Source organism: Embleya sp. NPDC020630, assembly GCF_044334985.1.
In the GTDB taxonomy this organism is placed as follows: Bacteria; Actinomycetota; Actinomycetes; order Streptomycetales; family Streptomycetaceae; genus Embleya.
On record NZ_JBIRUB010000009.1, the window covers coordinates 167911 to 185834 of the forward strand.

13 protein-coding genes are annotated in these 17924 nt (G+C 70.9%); 10 read left to right on the forward strand and 3 right to left on the reverse strand.

Annotated elements, in window-relative coordinates; translation table 11 throughout:
• Positions 1 to 79: 79 nt before the first annotated feature.
• Together ACH4XV_RS28775 and ACH4XV_RS28780 are read left to right on the forward strand one after the other, a co-directional pair.
• Positions 80 to 994 (forward strand): MBL fold metallo-hydrolase, encoded by a 915-nt coding sequence (locus ACH4XV_RS28775; protein WP_395794721.1) that lies wholly within the window; start codon positions 80 to 82, stop codon positions 992 to 994.
• A 13-nt stretch (positions 995 to 1007) separates the two neighbouring features.
• Positions 1008 to 2495 (forward strand): carboxylesterase/lipase family protein, encoded by a 1488-nt coding sequence (locus ACH4XV_RS28780; protein ID WP_395794723.1) that lies wholly within the window; start codon positions 1008 to 1010, stop codon positions 2493 to 2495.
• Positions 2496 to 2564: 69 nt separating this feature from the next.
• Here the strand turns inward: ACH4XV_RS28780 and rph are convergent, their stop codons facing one another.
• Entirely contained in the window at positions 2565 to 5165 is a 2601-nt protein-coding gene (gene rph, locus ACH4XV_RS28785) for a rifamycin-inactivating phosphotransferase (protein WP_395795065.1), read from the reverse strand.
• Between the two features lie 473 nt (positions 5166 to 5638).
• Here rph and ACH4XV_RS28790 point away from each other — a divergent pair, with 473 nt between their 5' ends.
• Positions 5639 to 6130: a peptidylprolyl isomerase gene (locus ACH4XV_RS28790; protein WP_395794725.1), complete on the forward strand. Its 492-nt coding sequence runs from the start codon at positions 5639 to 5641 to the stop codon at positions 6128 to 6130.
• A 290-nt stretch (positions 6131 to 6420) separates the two neighbouring features.
• On the opposite strand, the gene ACH4XV_RS28795 is transcribed toward ACH4XV_RS28790, so the two are convergent.
• Entirely contained in the window at positions 6421 to 7365 is a 945-nt protein-coding gene (locus tag ACH4XV_RS28795; RefSeq protein WP_395794727.1) for a carbohydrate-binding protein, read from the reverse strand.
• A 283-nt stretch (positions 7366 to 7648) separates the two neighbouring features.
• Between ACH4XV_RS28795 and ACH4XV_RS28800 the strand changes: the two genes are divergently transcribed.
• From ACH4XV_RS28800 to ACH4XV_RS28825, 6 genes are all read left to right on the forward strand, one after another.
• The gene (locus ACH4XV_RS28800; RefSeq protein ID WP_395794729.1) at positions 7649 to 8425 is read left to right on the forward strand and encodes a Stf0 family sulfotransferase; all 777 of its coding nucleotides are present in this window, start codon (positions 7649 to 7651) and stop codon (positions 8423 to 8425) included.
• Positions 8426 to 8496: 71 nt separating this feature from the next.
• Positions 8497 to 8664, forward strand: coding sequence for a hypothetical protein (locus ACH4XV_RS28805; protein ID WP_380007676.1), 168 nt, complete (start codon positions 8497 to 8499; stop codon positions 8662 to 8664).
• A 25-nt stretch (positions 8665 to 8689) separates the two neighbouring features.
• Positions 8690 to 10717, forward strand: coding sequence for a B12-binding domain-containing radical SAM protein (locus ACH4XV_RS28810; protein WP_395794732.1), 2028 nt, complete (start codon positions 8690 to 8692; stop codon positions 10715 to 10717).
• Entirely contained in the window at positions 10714 to 12480 is a 1767-nt protein-coding gene (locus ACH4XV_RS28815; protein ID WP_395794734.1) for a DUF692 family multinuclear iron-containing protein, read from the forward strand. Before ACH4XV_RS28810 ends, ACH4XV_RS28815 begins: the two co-directional genes overlap by 4 nt.
• A 5-nt stretch (positions 12481 to 12485) precedes the next feature.
• Positions 12486 to 14384, forward strand: coding sequence for a RiPP maturation radical SAM C-methyltransferase (locus tag ACH4XV_RS28820; RefSeq protein ID WP_395794736.1), 1899 nt, complete (start codon positions 12486 to 12488; stop codon positions 14382 to 14384).
• Positions 14374 to 15042 (forward strand): DUF5825 family protein, encoded by a 669-nt coding sequence (locus ACH4XV_RS28825; protein ID WP_395794738.1) that lies wholly within the window; start codon positions 14374 to 14376, stop codon positions 15040 to 15042. The genes ACH4XV_RS28820 and ACH4XV_RS28825 overlap by 11 nt, the downstream gene beginning before the upstream one ends.
• A gap of 101 nt (positions 15043 to 15143) precedes the next feature.
• Here ACH4XV_RS28825 and ACH4XV_RS28830 read toward each other — a convergent pair whose 3' ends face one another.
• On the reverse strand, positions 15144 to 16454 hold the full coding sequence (locus ACH4XV_RS28830; RefSeq protein ID WP_395794740.1) for a hypothetical protein: 1311 nt from the start codon (positions 16452 to 16454) through the stop codon (positions 15144 to 15146).
• Between the two features lie 171 nt (positions 16455 to 16625).
• Between ACH4XV_RS28830 and ACH4XV_RS28835 the strand changes: the two genes are divergently transcribed.
• Positions 16626 to 17849: a hypothetical protein gene (locus ACH4XV_RS28835; protein WP_395794742.1), complete on the forward strand. Its 1224-nt coding sequence runs from the start codon at positions 16626 to 16628 to the stop codon at positions 17847 to 17849.
• Positions 17850 to 17924: the final 75 nt, after the last annotated feature.

Consider the following 17924-nt stretch of genomic DNA (forward strand, 5'->3'; position numbering starts at 1 on the left):
GACGGATACCGGAGCCGACCGGGCCGTTCGTACGCTTTCGGAAAGCCCCTCGAATGTATAAGGAACCCAGGGAATACCCATGGAGCAGATCGAACTCGGCGACGTCACCATCACCCGAATCCGCGAATACTACGGATCCGTCGACATGACCCCGCACGCCTTCTTCCCGGAAAGCTCGAAGGAGGTCTGGACGGACGAGTCCCCCTGGCTGGATCCGCATTTTCTGGATTCCGAGACCAATATCGTCAATTCCGCGATCCAGACCTGGCTGCTGCGCAGCGAGGGCAGGACCATCCTGGTCGACACCGGCGTGGGCAATCACAAAGAGCGCCCGTACGCCCCGGTCTGGAGCCGACTGGACACGGACTTCCTGGCCAATCTCGCCCGCACCGGTGTCGCGCCGGAAGACGTGGACATCGTGATCAACACGCATCTCCACATCGACCACGTCGGCTGGAACACCCGACTGGACGGGCGGGAGTGGGTGCCGACCTTTCCCAACGCCACCTACCTGATGCCGAAGGACGACTTCGATTTCTGGAACCCCGAGAACAGCCACGAAAGCGTATTCGGCCGCGGCAACCAGAACGTCTTCGAGGACAGCGTGGCCCCGGTGCACCGGGCCGGTCGGACGCTGCTGTGGGAGGGCAGCCACCGCATCGACGCCCACCTGCGCCTGGACGCGGCTCCCGGACACACGCCGGGCTCCTCCGTACTGACCCTCGCCTCCGGGACGGACCGCGCGGTGTTCGTCGGCGACATGCTGCACAGCCCGGTGCAGGTGCTCGAACCGCACGTCAACAGCTGCTTCTGCGAGGACCCCGCGGGCGCCCGCGCCACCCGCCGCAAGGTATTGGGCTGGGCGGCCGACCACAACGCCCTGGTGATCCCCGCGCACCTGGCCGGCCACGGCGCGGCCGAAGTCGCGCACGAGGGCGCCGGGTTCGCGATCAAGGGTTGGGCCCCGTTCACCCCGTACACCGAGCGGGACTGAGGAAGGCATCGTCGTGTCGCACACCGTCACCACCACACACGGGACCGTGCGCGGTCCGCGCCGGGACGACGGCATCGCCGTCTTCCGGAACATCCCCTACGCCGCGCCGCCGCGCGGCGCGGGCCGATTCGCCGCTCCGCGACCGCACGAGCCGTGGCCCGGCATCCGCGACGCCGGCGCCCCGGGACCCAATGCCCCCCAGGCCGAGCGCGGGCTCGGCCGGGTGGACATGTCCCCCTACTTCGGGGCCGGTTGGAGCCGCGGGGAGGACTATCTCACCGTCGACGTCCATACCCCCGCCGGTGCGATCGCCGACGGTGGACGGCCCGTCATGGTGTTCGTACACGGGGGCGGATACGTCGCCGGGTCGACCCGGTCCGCGCTGTACGACGGATCCACGTTCGCCCGCGACGGCGTCGTGCTCGTCACCGTGAACTACCGCCTCGGCATCGCCGGGTTCCTCGACATCCCCGGCGCCCCCGCCAACCGCGGGCTGCTGGACGTGGTGGCCGCGCTGCGGTGGGTCCGGGACAACATCGCCGCGTTCGGCGGTGATCCGCGCAGCGTCACCCTCTTCGGCCAGTCGGCCGGGGCGACCATCGTCGGCGGCGTCCTGGCCGGCCCGGAAGCCGCGGGCCTGCTGCGCCGGGCGATCGTACAAAGCGGCAGCGGCCTGGGCGCGTTCACGCCGGAGCAGGCCGCCCGGGTCACCCGGGCGGCGGCCGAACACCTGGGCATCGAGCCGTACGTCGACACGTTCGCGGACATCGGCGACGAACGCCTGGTCGAGGCCGCCTCCCGGCTCTTTGGCCTCGACCTGCGGACCGACACCCATCACGACCCGCTGCTCGGCCTCGCCCCGTTCGGCCTGGTCCTGGACACCCAACCCGCCGAGTCCGTCGCCGCCGGGCTCGGCGCGAGCGTCGACCTGCTCGTCGGGACCAACACCGAGGAGGGCAACCTCTACCTGGTTCCGGTGGACAGCTACGCCGACTCGACCGCCGCCGACGTCGACGACACGGCCGCCCGCGCGCACCCCGATCCGGGGCAACTCGTCGAGACCTACCGGAAGTCGCGGCCCGAGGCGGGCTTCGGCGAACTGCGCTCCGCCATCCTGGGCGACGCGCTGTTCGGGGCGGGCAGCCGCGCCCTGGCCGACGCGCATGCCGCGCACCCGCGATCGGCCACCCACGTCTACGAGTTCGCCTGGCGCTCCCCGGCGCTGGACGGTCGCCTCGGCGCCACGCACACGGTGGAGGTCCCGTTCGTCTTCGACCTCGCGCACCTGCCCGAACTCCGAGGCCCGGAGGCTCTGTTGGGCCCGGCCGATCCCCCTGCGGAGCTGGCTCGCCGCATGCACGCGGCCTGGATCGACTTCGCCCGCACCGGCAAGCCCGGGTGGGATTCCTACGACCCGGAGCGCCGGGCCACGATGCGCATCGACACCACGTGGACCCAAGTCGACGCCCCACGCGACGAGGAGTTGCGGGCCTGGGTCTGACGCACGGGTGACCGGGGATCCGGGCCGGGGTTCCGGCGCCGGATTCCCCGCCGCCGCGGTGGTCGGGAGTCAGGACAGGATCTCGACGTAGCCGTCGGTGCCGTGGACACGGATCCGCTGCCCGTCGCGGATCAGCCGGGTTGCCTGGTCCACGCCCACGACCGCCGGCAGGCCGTACTCCCGGGCGATCACCGCGCCGTGCGTCATCAGGCCGCCCACCTCCGTCACCAGGCCCGTGATCCCGACGAACAGGGGCGACCAGCTGGGGTCGGTGTGGGCCGTGACCAGGATGTCGCCCGCATCGAGATCGGCCTCCGCCATGTCCAGGACGACCCGGGCCCGACCCTCGACGGTGCCGGCGGACACCGGCAGGCCGACCAGCGCACCGTCCGGTACGTCGTCGCGGCGGTAGGACCCATTGACGGCCTCGCCGTCGGAGGTGAGCACCCGGGGCGGGGTGAGCGCGTGGTACGACCGGAAGGCGTTCTTGCGCTCCCGGATGAGCCGATCGTCCACCCGGTGCGAGCGTACGACGTCGTGGAGTTCCTGGAACGTGAGGAAGTAGGCGTCCTCCCGATCGGCCAGCACGCCGGCCCGCACGAGGTCGTCGGCCTCGGCCAGCAGGGCCTGCTTGTAGACGAAGTAGCGGGTGATGATGCCGTACTTCGGGTATTCCCGGTATCCGATGAAGGTGCGGACCCGGTCGATCATACGTTTGGTCTCGTCGGCCTTTCGGTCCCCGTCGGGCAGGGTTCGCAGGCGCGCCAATACCTCCCGTTCCTTCGCCAGTGCCCGCTGCCGGCCCTCCTCGAACCGCCGTTCGGCGGCGCCGGGTTCGAAGTTCTTCACGTGGTCGAGGATCACCGGGACAAGTGTGGTGGGGCGTTCGCGCCACCTCGGCCTGGTGATGTCGATCTCGCCGACGCAGCGCATGCCGTACCGGTCGAGGTAGGCCTCCACGGCGTCGCGCGCCTCGGCCCCGCCCGCGAGCTTGGGCAACTCGTCCAGGAAGTCCTCGTCCTCGACACCCCGCAGGTAGGCGACCACCTCCGGATGCGGGCGGATCACGTCGGCGACGTCGAGCAGCGCCAGGCCCATCTCGGAGGTGACGTTGCCGGGGGCGGACAGGGTGAGCGTGTCGGCCGCGTTCTTCTCGCCCAGCCACTCCCACAGCTTGTCGCCCAGCCACCACGTGGCCTCCATCCCCGCCATGATCACCCGAAGGCTCAGCGGATCCCCGAGGGCCCGCTTGTGCTCCGCGAAGGCCTCCGTCAGGAAGTCGAACAGCGCCGGTCCGGACTTGCTCCGGATCTCGCGCCGCAGGGCGTCGACGGACGTCCGGCCGCGCTCGATCAGCTCGGCGACGATGGCCGGATCCGTCTCGATCGGGGTGGGCGCCGAGTCGACGATCAGCGGCTCGGGCGGACCCGCGTCCGGGAGCGACGGAACGAAGCCGTCGCGCTCCAGAACGCTCTCCAGCGCGTCCCTGACCAGCGGATCGCCGCGCCCGACGAGGTCCAGGAAGGCGGTGCGGCTCGTGGGCGAGGCCAAGCGGCGGGTGACGTCGACGAACAACCTCCCGCCGGCCGTGGACATCGGGGCCATGGCCGTCAGCTGCCACACGGACAGTCCCAGGGGCTTCATGGGGTCGGTCATCATCTGCCCGTGGCCGACCGAGACGTAGACGTGGTTGTCCCGGTCGTCGCTCTCGGGAATGGGGAACAACGTCGTGATCGGCCGGCTCTGCACGATCCGGAAGCCGTCGCCGTCCAGACACCACTCGATGTCCTGCGGCCGGCCGAAGTGCGCCTCGATCCGCCGACCGAGCCGCACCAGTTCCAACACCCGCGCGTCCGTCAGCGCCGGCTGCCGCCGCCGGTCCGGGGCGATCGCCACCTCGTGCGTGCCGCCGCCCGGCACGGCGTGGAGGGCGCGCGGCTTGTCGGCGATCGTTCTGGCGACGATCTCGCCGTCGCGCACCGTGAACACGTCCGGGTTCACCAGGCCGGAGACCAGCGCCTCGCCCAGGCCCGGGCCGGCGTCGACGGTGGCGACCCTGCGGTTGCCCGTGACGGGGTCGGCGGTGAACAGGACGCCGGCCGCGTGCGGGAAGACCATCCGCTGGACGACCACGGCCATGTGGACCGCACGATCGTCGATGCCGTTGCGCCGCCGGTAGGCCACCGCCCGCTCGGTGAACAACGAGGCCCAGCACCGGCCGACATGACGCAGGATGGCCGTCGGCCCGACCACGTTCAGGTACGTGTCCTGCTGGCCCGCGAACGAGGCCGTCGGCAGGTCCTCCGCGGTCGCGCTGGATCGTACGGCGTAGCCGGCCTGCTCGCCGAACCGGGCGAGCGCGCCGGTGATCGCCGTCGCGACATCGTCCGGGACGGCGATCTCCTCGATGGTCCGGCGGATTTCCGCGCTCAGCGTGCGGATCTCCTCCCGGTCGTCCGGGTTCGAGCGGGACAGCCGGTCCAGCAGCTCGTCGAGCGACGGCGCCTGCGCGACGACTCGCCGGAAGGCGTCCGTGGTCACACAGAAGCCGGCCGGCACCCGGATGCCTTCGATCCCGGACAATGCGCCCAGGTGTGCGGCCTTGCCGCCGACGAGGGCGACCATCGTCGCGTCGATCCCGCCGAGATCCGATACGTAGCGGTCGCTCACCGCGATACCTCCGAGACAGTCCTGCTCCGGTGTCGCCGCATCACCGGTGCCGCCGGCGTCGTCGAACCTGTTGTCGGGCACGTTCTCATCCCTCGTTGTCGTCCTTCCCATTTCCGCAGGTAGTGGCCACGGCGGACGATTCTGCGCCCCGACGGGGGCCTTGCCGCAAGCCCCCGGGTGCGCTATAAGTTGAGAGAGGCAAGGAGAGGAATCTCCTTGCCTTCGCTGTTTCGCGGCCCCGTCGACTCGCGCAGTGCGCCAACACGATCAACCTCATCCGCGACTGGGTGAACCGCCACAGCGGTACGCGTCGTACGGCCGCCGGCGCCGACCGCATGTTGCGGTAGCGGACGGGCCGTTCGGGGCGGGGCGTGGCGTACGGGCCTTCGCGGGCCGTCGGCCGGGATTCCGGTCGGCCGCCCCCGTCGGTGTCGGTACCCGGCGGCGGCTTCGGCACTGCGTACGATGGCCGGATGATCAAAGTACTGCTGCGGACCTCGAGCGGGGACATCACCCTGGAGCTCGACGAGTCGAAGGCTCCGAAGTCGGTGGCGAATTTCGTCGACTACGTCAAGGCCGGTCACTACGACGGCACCATCTTCCACCGGGTGATCCCGGGCTTCATGATCCAGGGCGGCGGCCTGACCGCGGACATGGAGAAGAAGCCGGCGCCGAACCTGGTGGAGAACGAGGCCAAGAACGGTCTGCGCAACGACAAGTACACGGTGGCGATGGCGCGGACGTCGGATCCGCACTCGGCCAGTGCGCAGTTCTTCATCAACGCCGCCGCCAACGAGTTCCTCGACTATCCCGGTCAGGACGGCTGGGGCTACGCGGTGTTCGGCAGGGTCGTGGACGGCAAGGACGTGGTGGACGCCATCGAGGGCGTGCCCACCACGTCGAGGAACGGCAGCCGCGACGTGCCGGTGGAGCCCGTGACGATCGTGTCGGCGCAACTGGTCTGACCGCCGAGGACGGTGCCCGGCCGCTCGGGTGTGCAGGCCACGAGCGCGCCGGGCACTTCCGTCTCCCCGACCGGGCGGCGGCGGGCGTGGCCCGGGGGCTCAGCGGAAGAGCGCGTCGACGCATTCGGCGCCCAGGCCCACCTTCGTGTAGTGCCGGCGGCACAGGGCGATGTAGTCGTGGACGTCGAAGTAGCCGGTGGCTCCACCGTTTTCGTCCAGCCAGAGGGCGAAGCGCCGGACGGGGGTCGAGCCCGCCCGTCCGGCGCCCGGTCGTGCGGTCGTGCGGACGATCAGGGGTGCACCGTCCAGTGGTAGTTCTGCGCGGCTCGGGTGAAGGTCAGCGACGGGCACAGGTAGTCGCTGCCGCGCGGGCTGGTGCTGGTCCACGGCGAGTCGGTGGGGGTCGCGAGTTGCCACGCGCCGCCCCGGCGGAGCTTGATGTCGGTGCTGTCGAACGTGGTATTGCGGGCCTCGGTGCAGTAGTAGCCCTTACCGGTGGCGGGGTTGACCGTGGCGTAGATCTCGAAGATGTCCCAGCCGTAGTTGAGAGCGCTCTGGTCGGTGCCGGACGAGCGGAACAGCGACTCCCACGCCTGGGTCTTGTAGTTGTACAGGAACGACGACCACGCGTTGCCCGAGGTCGCGTCCTTGCTCAACTGCACGCTGTAGGAGGTGATTCCGTTGACGGTGGTGGTGTACTTCGCCAGGAACGCGGCGTCCACCTTCACGGTCTTGGCGGGGCCGCTCGTGCCGCACCAGTCCCACGCCCAGATCTCGGCGCCCTGGCTCCAGTAGGCGGTGACGACCTCCATGCACGAGTTCAGTGCCTTGGTGGTCGGGGCGTAGGTGAAGTTCTGCGAGTTGCTCACCCTGTACGAGGGATCCACGCTGTGCGTCGCGGTGATGCCGTCGTGGGTGCCGGCCTGCGGGAAGACGCCCCAGAAGTTGTGCGTCGGCGCGAGGCTCGCGCCGGAGGCGGCTGTCGCGGCGTCGCTCGGGGTGCTCGCGGAATCCCCGGACAAGGCCGCACGCAGCTTGGCGCGCTGCTCGACGAAGGCCTGAACGGCCCTGTCACGCCCGGGAGTCGGCGTGTCGGCCGAGTTCTGCGCCACGACCCCTCGGTGTGGCGCGGTGGGAGAGGGAACAGCGCCGGACGGTCGCGCGCCGGTCGCGCCGGCGGGCCCGGCCGGAGCCAGTGCGAGAAAGGCGACGAGCGTGGCGATCAGAGTGGTCACCAGGCCGATGGGGAAGGGACGGGGACGTAGGCGTGGTGTGACGCGGCCAGACATGCGTCTCCTCGGGAAGGGGGGGAAGGGGTGTGGAACCGGAGGACGCGCACCGCCGCAGGGTCCGAACCAACCACCGTCGAGCGGGACGTTCTCGTACAGCTCCGGTCGGGACGGCCTCAAGGTAGGGGACGGTTCCGCTCCGGGGGTAATCACATCTGCCGATAGCATCACAAGAGCCGTGCGTCACAGGGCTGTTCGTGGACGGCGGCGAGGAGCGGGAGTGGTGGTCGTGGCGCTGCGATACTCGACGAACGGTGAGCGGTACGACTTCCCGCCGTTCGCCGGCCCGCCGCCGATTCGCTACGTCCTGGCGTCGAGCCCGCGCTGCGGCAGCAACATGCTTGCCCGTGCGCTGTGGCATACCGGCGTGGCCGGCTTTCCCGAGGACTACCTGGCCGACGCCCACGTCCTCGACTACTTCGAACGCTGGGGATTCGACGCCGACGACCCGGACGGGCTGCCCGCCGCCCATGTCCGCGCCCTGATGCGGTGCCGGACCAGTCCCAACGGCGTCTTCGGCATCAAGGTGCACGCCGGCCACCTGGCCGCCCTGGAGGTCGACCCGCACGAACTGCTTTGCGGGCCGCGCTACATCCACATGGTGCGCCGGGACCGCCTGCGGCAGGCGATCTCGTACACCGTGGCCGAGCAGACCGGCGTGTGGATCGTCGACGGAACCCACCTTCCGACGGGGCGGCCGAGTTCGACCCCGCGCTACGACCCCGACGGCATCCGCCGGCACCTGCGCATGCTCGATCACGACGCGGCGACCTGGGCGCGGTACTTCGATCGCCACCGCATCACACCCCACGTCGTCGTCTACGAGGACCTGCTCGCAAAGTACGAGGACGGCGTGCGGGGATGTCTTGCCTTTCTCGACGTCGAGGTGCCCGAGCGCATTCCCGCGCCCGGTATCGCACGCCAGGCCGACGAGACGACGAGCCGCTGGGTCGCGCGCTTTCTCGACGAGGCAGCTTCCTCCGAGCGGAACTTGCTTTTGTCGTAAGGCTGTTGACACACCACCGCACACCGCTACCGTGAAGGCGTCAGCCACCATCGCACGCCAGGGGAGGGATCATGAGTGTTGCACCGCCCGAGGTGACGGTAGAAACCGCCGCCGACGAGGAAGAGTTCGCCGAGCTCGACGACCTCGAAGTGATCGAGACCAGCGAGTTGAAGGTCGGTGGGGCGTACCACTCCTACACCTACATCGCGGCGAACAACGAGGAAGACGTCTCCATCTGAGACCCCGGACTGCCGAGGTGGGAATGTGCCGTCCGAACGGGCAGGCGGCGGTGATCGGGTCGACGTCCTCCTGATCTTTCCGCCGCAGACCGAGGCCAGGTTCTTCCCGTACCTGAGCCTGCCCTACCTGACCGGCCACCTGCGGCGTCGGGGTCGGCGCGTTCACCAGGCCGATCTCAACATCGGCCTGGTGCACGACGTGCTGCGACACCCGCAGACGCTGACCGCCGCGGTCGCGGCCCGTGGCGGCACCGGTCTGGACGGCTGGTACCGGCAGGCCATGGCCGACGTCGTGATCCGGCACGCGGGCGAGATCCGCGCCCGGGTCATGGAGCGACCGGCCGACGCGCCCCACGACCTTCAGGATCCCCAACCAGCGCACACACCCGCCGCGTTCGACGCGCTGCGGCTCGCGCGCAACGCCGTCGAGCTGCTCGTCGGCGACACGCTCCTCACCCGGACCTGGCGCGACCTCGGCCAACTCGACGCCGCCGTGCGCGTGGCCGCCGAGACGCCGCCCGCCGCGTCCGGTGTCGCGGTCGAGCGGCTCCACCGGCACGTCGTGGACCTGCTGGCCCGACACCGGCCCCGCGTGGTCGGCCTGTCCGTGGCGTTCTTCAGCCAGTTGGCACCCGCGCTGCTGATCGCCGCCTGGGCGCGGCGGCTGCGACCCGACGCACACATCTGCCTCGGCGGCCAGCAGGTGATGCTCCGTCACCGGGACTTGGCCGGGCTGGCCGGCGTGCGCCACGCCGTCCACGCCCTGTGCCACACGGCCGGCGAGGAGCCGCTGGAGCGCTGGCTCGACGCGCTGGACGGGACCGCCGCACAGGCCGACGTACCCGGTATGACCTGGCTCTCACCCGACGGCGCCGCGCAACACTCGACGCACCCGGTACGGCTGCGGTTTCGCGACCTCGGTCCACCCGACTTCGCCGACCTGCCGATCCACGCCTACCTCTCGGAGACCACCCAACTGGCCATCGTGTCCTGCGTGGGCTGCTACTGGGGGCGGTGCGCCTTCTGCTCCTACGGCAATCGTTCCCTGGCCCGCGGCGGCTACCAGCAGGGCACCCCCGCGCAACTGGCCGACGCCGTCGAGTCGGTGGTCCGGGACACGGGCGCCGAACTCGTCGCGATCGCCGACGAGAACACCAACCTCCGGTTGATCGCGCGGGCGATGCGGCTGGCGCGGGCCCGCGGTGTCCGGGTGCGTTTCGATGTCCGTGCCCGCCTCGAACCCGGCCTGCTGGCCCCGGAGTTCTGCCGCGAGCTGGCCGACCTCGGCTGCGCGCAGATCGCCATCGGCTACGAGGGCACCTCGCAGCGCCTGCTCGACCTGCTGGACCGGGGTGTGCGCGCGGCCGACTACCAGCGCATCGTCGACAACCTCGCCGACGCGGGCATCACCATGCGGCTGTCCGTGATGGGGCACGTCCTCGACGAGACACCGGACGAGTTCGAGCAATCCCTGCGCTTCCTGACGGACAACCAGGACCGGATCGGCATCGACGCGCTGGAACTGCTGATCGCCGAGCCCGGCAGCCGGCTCGCCCGGCACCCCGAGCACTTCGGCCTGGCGCTGGACACCTCCGGGCCGCTCACGGGCAATCCGGAACTCAACTACCTCGGCGGCCGGGTCGGTTATCCGATGGCGGTCGGCGGCGGCCCCGCCCGCGCCGAGGCGCTGGATCGACTGGAACGGGTCTTCCGCACGGTCTCCCCGGGCCGGGCCGGCCGGCTCTCGCCCCCGAGCAGCACACCGGGGACCGGCCCGCGCGAGGCCGAACTGGTCGGGCCACACCCGTGGGTGCGTATCGTCCCCGCCGAACTCGACGGCGTCCATGACCGGATCGCCATCGCCGATCTGGCTCGGGAGCGCTTGTACGCGCTGCCGCGCCGCGACGTCGCGCAGCGTGCCGACGGCCTGCTCGCGGCGCGCACCGCACGCGGCCGGCTGCTCCTCGGCCGCCTGGTCGGCGCGCTGGCCGGCCGACCCCATCCGGGCACCACCACCGAGGCGGACGTCGAGTACGCCGGGAGGCCGTCGTGACACCAACGTCAGCCACCACGACCAGGCTGGGTCTGGGCCTGGTCATGGACATGCCGTGGAGCGGAGGCACCCTGGGCAATCGGGGCATCGGCTTCGTCGAAACGCCCGACGGCGGTGACATCTCGCCACGCGTGCGCGCGTTCTTCCGGCGCCACGGCCACGACTTCGCCTACGCCTGCCCCTCGTTCCAACCGCGTTCGCGGGCCGCCGTACGCTTGGCCGACTACGCCCCCGCCTACGACCGCTTCTTCGCCGAACTGCCCACCGGAACCCGCCGCGCGCTGCACCAGACCGAGTTGAACATGGGCTCGCCCGAGCGCTACGACCGCGGCCCAACCATCGAGTTCACCAACGAACTCACCGCCCGCCACGACCTGTCCTGGGTGGTCGAAGACCTCGGGATCTGGAGCCTGCGCGGCTGCCCGCTGCCGTATCCACTGCCGCCGCCGCTGACCGAACGCGGCCTGGAGATCGCCACCGCCAACACCGCGGACACCGCCCGTCGCCTGGTGGCGCCGCTGCACGTGGAGTTCCCCGGCTTCACCGAGGGCGGGTCCTTCCACCTCGGCGGCCTCGACGCGTTCGCATACTTCGCCAGGCTGGCCGACGACGCCGACGTGTGGGTCACCCTCGACGTCGGCCATCTGCTCAGCTACCAGTGGCTGCGCGGCCGTACCGGCCGCCACATGCTCGACGGGATCGAGGCCCTACCCCTCGACCGCTGCCGCGAACTGCACCTGTCGGGCTGCCAGATCGTCGGCGGCAAGTTCCGCGACCTGCACCACGGCGTGCTCCTGGACGAGCAGCTACAGCTCACCGAATACCTGTTGCCGCGCTGCCCGAACCTGCTCGGGGTCAGCTACGAGGACCCGATGTACCGCGACGACGGCCGGCTGGTGGACCGGTCCCGGCCCAACTTCGAGCGGCTGCGCGACCTGGCCGACGCATGGCGGCGTGGCGACGACCGCCTCGTCGGCACCTCCGCACCACCGCGCGAGACGACCTCCGCCCCGCCGGCGACCGGCACGGGTCTGTCCGGCGGGCAACTCGCCGACCTGCTCATGCGCCTCCTGCTCGACCGCGACCTGCGCGCCCGCCTGGCCGACGAAGGCGCCGCCGAGGTGGCGACGAACCCGGGCGAGATGGAGTGTCTGGAAACCGTCGAACTCGACGAACTCGACGCCGCCGCGCGCAGGTTCCGATCCCGGATCTGGCGGCTGGGCCGCGACGGCGGGCTCGCCGGCTCGTTCGCGCGCAGCCTGCACACGCTCCGCGCGGCCGGCCACGACGACGCCGAGCTGCTCGACGGGTTCCTGACCTCGACCCACTTCGGCGCCTTCCGGCTGGTCCCGCACCTCGGCCCCGGCCTGTCGGTGGAGGAGGCGTTCGCGCGATTCCTGCTCGACCTGCCGGAGGCGACCGCCACGACCGTGCGCGAGAGCGTCGACCACGAACTGATGCTCTCCCTGTTCACCGCGCTCTGCCACGAGCAGCCGCTGTCGTTCCTGATCGGAGTCGAGGGCGTCGTGCGCACCGACCACGGCCACGCGGCGCTGCGCCGGTATACCCGGGCGGCCGTCGCCGGCTGGGGCCCGGGCGTGGCCGGCCCCCCGGAAGAGACCACGCTGTACGCGTACTTCGCCACCCCCGCCGGACTCGCGCACGGCCCGGTGTCCGCGCGGGTGGCCGCGGCCTTCGAGACCACCCCGACCCCCGCGGGCGATGCCGCCCGCGCCGCGCTGAGCCGGCGCGGGCGCTGGTGAGCGACATGCGCGTGGTGCTCGTGGACATGCCGTGGTCGTCGATCGACATGCCGTCGTTGGCGCTCGGCATCCTGCGGCGGCGCGTCCTCGACGTCTTCCCCGACGCCCACGTCGAGGTCGTGCACGCCAACCTCGACTACGTCGACTGGCTGGTCGCGCATACCGGTTTCACCGCCGAGGAATACGAGTTCTGCGCCAACTCCTACTTCTCCGGGCTCAGCGAATGGATCTTCTCGGCCGCGCTGAACGACCGCCCGCGCTGGCAGGTACCGGAGTTCACCGCCCGCCTGGCCGGTCGAGTGCCCGACGGCATGATCGCCAGGGCGCTGGAACTGCACGAACTCGCGCCGCGGTTCGTCCGCGAGACCGCCTCCCGGATCGTCGCCCAGGCGCCGGACGTGGTGGGCTTCACCACCACGTTCGCGCAGAACGCCGCGACATTGGCCGCGGCGCGCGTCGTCAAGGAACTGGCGCCGCACACGCTCACCGTGTTCGGCGGCGCGAACTGCGACGGCCCGCAGGGCGACGCGCTGCACCGCAACTTCCCGTACATCGACGCCGTCGTGCGCGGCGAGGGCGAGGCCGCGTTCCCACGACTGCTCGCCGCCACCATCGACGGCGACCGCGACGAGAAGGCACTGGCCGACATCGCGGGCCTGTGCTGGCGCACGTCGGACGGCGCGTGTGTGGTCAACCCGATGGAGGCCGCGCCGCTGCCCCCGGGTGCGCTCGTCACGCCCGACTACGGCGACTACTTCGAACGACACGCGAGGTCGACTGCCGGCTCCTGGGTCGAACCCCGGCTCGTCGTCGAGAGTTCGCGCGGTTGCTGGTGGGGCGCGAAGCACCACTGCACGTTCTGCGGACTCAACGGCTCGTTCATGGAGTTCCGCAGCAAGGACCCGGGCCGGTTCGTCGCCGAACTCCTCGCCCTGGTCGAACGACACCGCATCCTCGACGTGTGGGTCACCGACAACATCATCGACATGGCCTACCTCGGTTCGATGGCGCCGCGCCTCGCCGAGTCCGGATACGACCTGCGGATCGGCTACGAGATCAAGTCGAACCTGCGCCGGGACCAACTCGAAACCCTGTACGCGGCCGGCATCAGCCATGTGCAACCGGGAATCGAGAACCTGAGCAGCAAGGTGCTGCGGCTGATGGACAAGGGCGTGACGGCCTGCCGCAACGTGCGGCTGCTCCGCGACGCGGAAACCGTCGGGACCGAGGTGAGCTGGAACCACCTCTACGGTTTTCCCGGCGAGACCGACGGGGACTACGACGACGTGATCGACCAACTGCGCGCGCTGTACCACCTCATGCCGCCCGCCGGTGCCACCCGGGTCAAGGTCGAGCGCTTCAGTCCGTACTTCGACCGGCCCGAACTGGGTTTCGGCCCACCCCGACCGGCCGCGCACTACCGGCACATCTACGACCTGCCCGAAGCGGAACTCGCCGATCTCGTCTACATCTTCGATGTGCCCCGACGCGGGATCTCGGCGGCCTGCCTGGACCGGTTGCGGCCGGCCATCGCCGACTGGATCGCCGCGCATCCGCGCAGTCGGCTCACCCACCACGACCTCGGGGACCGCATCGTCCTGGTCGACACCCGACCCGGCTTCGACTGGCACCTGCTCGAACTCGTCGACCCGATCGAGACGACGGTGTTCCGGCTGCTCGACACCCCGCACAGCCCGGCGGCGCTGCTGCGCAAGACCGCCGCGCGCCACGAGGGCGTCACCGCGGCGGCCATCGAGGACCTGCTCACCCGATGGCGCTCGCTCGGCGTGGTCTTCGCCGAAGGCGGCGAGGTCGTCCAGGTCGCGCCGGCCGCGCGCAACCCGGCGCCGATCCGGCCGCGCCGGCCGACGCTCGTACCCACCTCGGCCGCCGATGAGCACTGACCTCCCGCCGGTACGGCTGGCCCTGTGGCGCGACCGCGACCCGGAGGCCACGCGGATACCGGGGATGTACCTCGGCGAGGCGGACGTCGCCGGCGACCCCCTGGACGAGGTTGCGCGGCTCGCCGCGGGCGGTGCGGGCCTGGCCCGGCTGCACGCCGCGATCGAGCTGTCCGACGGCGGGAGCGAGGCCGACGGCGCGGCGGCCGTGGCGGGACTCGTGGTCGTCCGCGAACTCACCGCGCACGGCTTCGCCGTCGACTGGACGCTCCGCCCGCCCGCCGGCCCCTGGGACTGGCGCCCGCTCGGCCACCTGCACCCGCCGACCACCGTGATCGACGGAGACGGCGACGGCGACAGAGACCGCCTCGCCGCCGCCTGGCGTGACGACTTCCGCCCCGCGAAGTTCGGCTACCGCCACGGTCCCGGCTTCATCGAGGTCCGCGACCACCGCGCCGACCCGTTCCGTCGCCTGGTCATCCGCAACCCCCGCTACGCACAGGTCATCGAGCCGCTGCTGCGCGGCGTGGCCACGACGGACCTGACCGAAGCGGTGACCGCGCGCTACCACGACGCGGGCCTGCTGCACCGGGTGGGCCGATACGTGTGGTGGACCCCGTACCGGGTCCGCCACAGCCCCCACGGCACGGGACCGCCGTAATCGCAGCGCGGCGTGGGCGGGCCGGTGATGATCGGGCTGGGTGTGACGGTCACGGCGACGGGTCGTAAGGACTGACGCGGCGCGTTCGGGCGACGTTGGGCTCAGGCCGTGTCGAGGGTGTGTGGGGCGAACACGGCGGCCATCGCGCTGCCGAGGGCTCCGTTGAGGACATGGTTACGGCCCATCCGCGACCCGTAGCCGATCACCCGCCCACGCACAACCGCGACCTTCAGGTCGCGCATGTATCGCCCTCCATCGGTGTCGACGCACGAGGGCGCGACACGTTCCTGAACGAGCCATCCCCGCCGTGCCGGATCTCCCAGCAGATCCGTCCAGGTGTGCGGGTCCGTGTCGACCCCCATGTGTACGGCCTGGCCGCGGAATCCATAGGGGGCCTTGACGACCAGGTCGACACGACCGGCGATCGCCTCGGCCACGGAGACGCCGTCGCCGAGTTTGCGGCTCCAGGGCACGAGCGCGTGCAGCGCCGTGTGCTGCGCGGGGGTGAACAGGTGTCGGAACCGGGGATCGGACATCACGGCCAGGCATAATTTGTTCTCCGCCACCCAGCGCTCGGCCAACGCATTGGGCGCGACCAGGTCGCCGGCGGTCAACCGTGCGCACAACACGTCCCACCGCTCGACCTCGGCGGCGTCGGCCGGGACGTACTTGAGGTACGCCAACGCGAACTTCGACAGGGCGGCGGCGTCGTCGGCGTCCACCGGGATCAACACCCGGCCCCGCGCGGTGAACTGGGCCCGCATCACGTCGACTTCGAACCGCGACCGGCGCCGACCGCGGATCAGCGCGATCCGTTGGGTCCGTGCGTCGGGAACGCCGCGTTCACGACCGTGGGCGAGTACCCAGTCCGCGAACCAGGACGGTTGCTCCATCGGTGCGTCGGGCACGCCCCACCCTGCCAGGACGTCCCCCACCGGCGATCCCCGCCACATGCGGTTGACCGTGCCCGTCACCATGACACCTCCCGGGCTGCTCGGGTTGAACTCCAACACCCGTACGGAACCCAGATCCGCGCCGACCAGGTCCGGCCGACAGAAGTCCACCCGAGGCCGCTCCCGATGGTCGTGCCGCATGATCCACCGGTGCAACACCGCCGGGACCTCCAGGAAGTCCCGCAGTCGGGGGTCGTCGGGATAACGCTCGACCACACGCTCCAGGCACTGCACCACCGTAAGGATTCGGCGGCGCAGGATTGGCTCCGCCTTGCGCTCCAACACCGAGACCGCGGGCAGCAGCGCCCCCGCTTTCAACGCCCGCTCGGCCCCCAGACCCGCGTCCACCCTCTCGAAGGCCGCCCCGACCAACTGTGCGTAAGGTCCTGAAGAGCCGGGCGCGCCGGGTATGGCGATCAGGTCACGCTCGGGATCCCATATGGGCGAGGCATCATTCATTCCGGGACATTAACACTCCGGTCGTTACCTCGATACGGTTTGCCGAAAAGCCGACCGCGGGTGCGGCCGGCGCCGATCGGAGTTCCCCTTTTCGAGGCTCGACATGCGCAGGATCGGTGTCCTACGGTGAAAACCTTCCCTCGTATCCGACGAGAAATTCGGAGGTTGGTCGTGATCGAAAATCGACTGAAAGCCGCGGCCGAGCGGATCGCCCGGGAAATACCGACACCTTTCTACGTGGTCGATCCGAGCGGGGTCGAACGGGATTTCTCGGCGATGGGCAAGGCATGGCGCGAGTGGTTTCCGCGGTGCACCCTGGCGTATTCCTACAAGAGCAATCCACTGACGGCGTTCACGCGGCTGTTGTGCGCACTGGGGGCGACGGCCGAAGTGGTCTCCGGCCCGGAACTCGAAATCGCCCTGAGGGACGGTTTCCCGCCCGATCGCATTCTCTTCGACGGGCCGGTGAAACATGCCGCGGAATTGACCCGGGCCCTGACGCTCGGGGTCGGCGTACAGATCGACTCGGCGGCCGAGGTCGAACACGTCGCCGCCGCGATTCCCGAGGGCGGTCCACGACCGCGTGTGTGTTTACGCCTGGCCATCGGGACCGATTCGGGGGAGTGGTCGCGATTCGGATTGATGCCCGACGAGGTGCCGCGGGCCCGGCGGATTCTGGCCGATGCGGGAGTGCGGGTTCGGGGCGTGCATCTGGGCGTGGGAACCCTGGTCGGCGGCCCGCAGACGTACCGCGCCGCGATACGACTGTGGCGCGAGACGTTGCCGGAATTGGCCCACGACGCCCCGGAGCCCTTCGTCCTCAATATCGGCGGCGGGTTTCCACCGCGCGGCGACACGGCCGATCCGGCGGCGCCCTGGGCGGAGTTCGCGGCCGAGGTGGCCGAGGAGTGCGGGCTGCTCGGCCTGCGGCCCCGGGACGTGCACCTGGTCGTCGAGCCGGGGCGCAGCCTGGCGGAGGAACACGGCGTGCTCGTCGCCCGGGTGGCCGTGCGCAAACGCCGCGCCGAGGGGCCCGACCTCTTGGTGCTGGACGCCGGCACCAATCTCGCCCGGACGGTGAAGTCCCGCCACCACCCGATCGAGTTCGTGTCTTCGGGCACCGACGACGCGGGCGGTACGCGGGACGTGCCCGGCGCCGATTGCGCCCGGGAGCCGTACGTGGTGTACGGCAACAACTGCTACGAGGGCGACGTCTTCACCCGAGCCGTCGACGGACCCTCGTCGCTGGGCCCGGGACAGCTGGTCCTGGTGGGCTCCGTCGGCGCCTACGACATGCCGTTCGCCCACGTGTGGGTCCGGCCGCGTCCTCCGGTCTACGCGGCGGCCGGCACCGGCCACGTCCTGGTGCGCAAGCCGGGGCGGGCCATCCGCTGAGGTGTTCGAGCCCCACCGACCGCTCCCGGGCGGTGGGTGGGGCTCGCGCCGGTGTCCCCGGCGGGTCGTCGGTCG

Excerpts from the sequence above, each read along its gene's own strand:
- ACH4XV_RS28825 (WP_395794738.1), top strand. The coding sequence starts at position 14,374 with ATGAGCACTGACCTCCCGCCGGTACGGCTGGCCCTGTGGCGCGACCGC.
- ACH4XV_RS28775 (WP_395794721.1), top strand. The coding sequence starts at position 80 with ATGGAGCAGATCGAACTCGGCGACGTCACCATCACCCGAATCCGCGAA.
- ACH4XV_RS28820 (WP_395794736.1), top strand. The coding sequence starts at position 12,486 with ATGCGCGTGGTGCTCGTGGACATGCCGTGGTCGTCGATCGACATGCCG.
- ACH4XV_RS28790 (WP_395794725.1), top strand. The coding sequence starts at position 5,639 with ATGATCAAAGTACTGCTGCGGACCTCGAGCGGGGACATCACCCTGGAG.
- ACH4XV_RS28830 (WP_395794740.1), bottom strand. The coding sequence starts at position 16,454 with ATGAATGATGCCTCGCCCATATGGGATCCCGAGCGTGACCTGATCGCC.
- ACH4XV_RS28805 (WP_380007676.1), top strand. The coding sequence starts at position 8,497 with ATGAGTGTTGCACCGCCCGAGGTGACGGTAGAAACCGCCGCCGACGAG.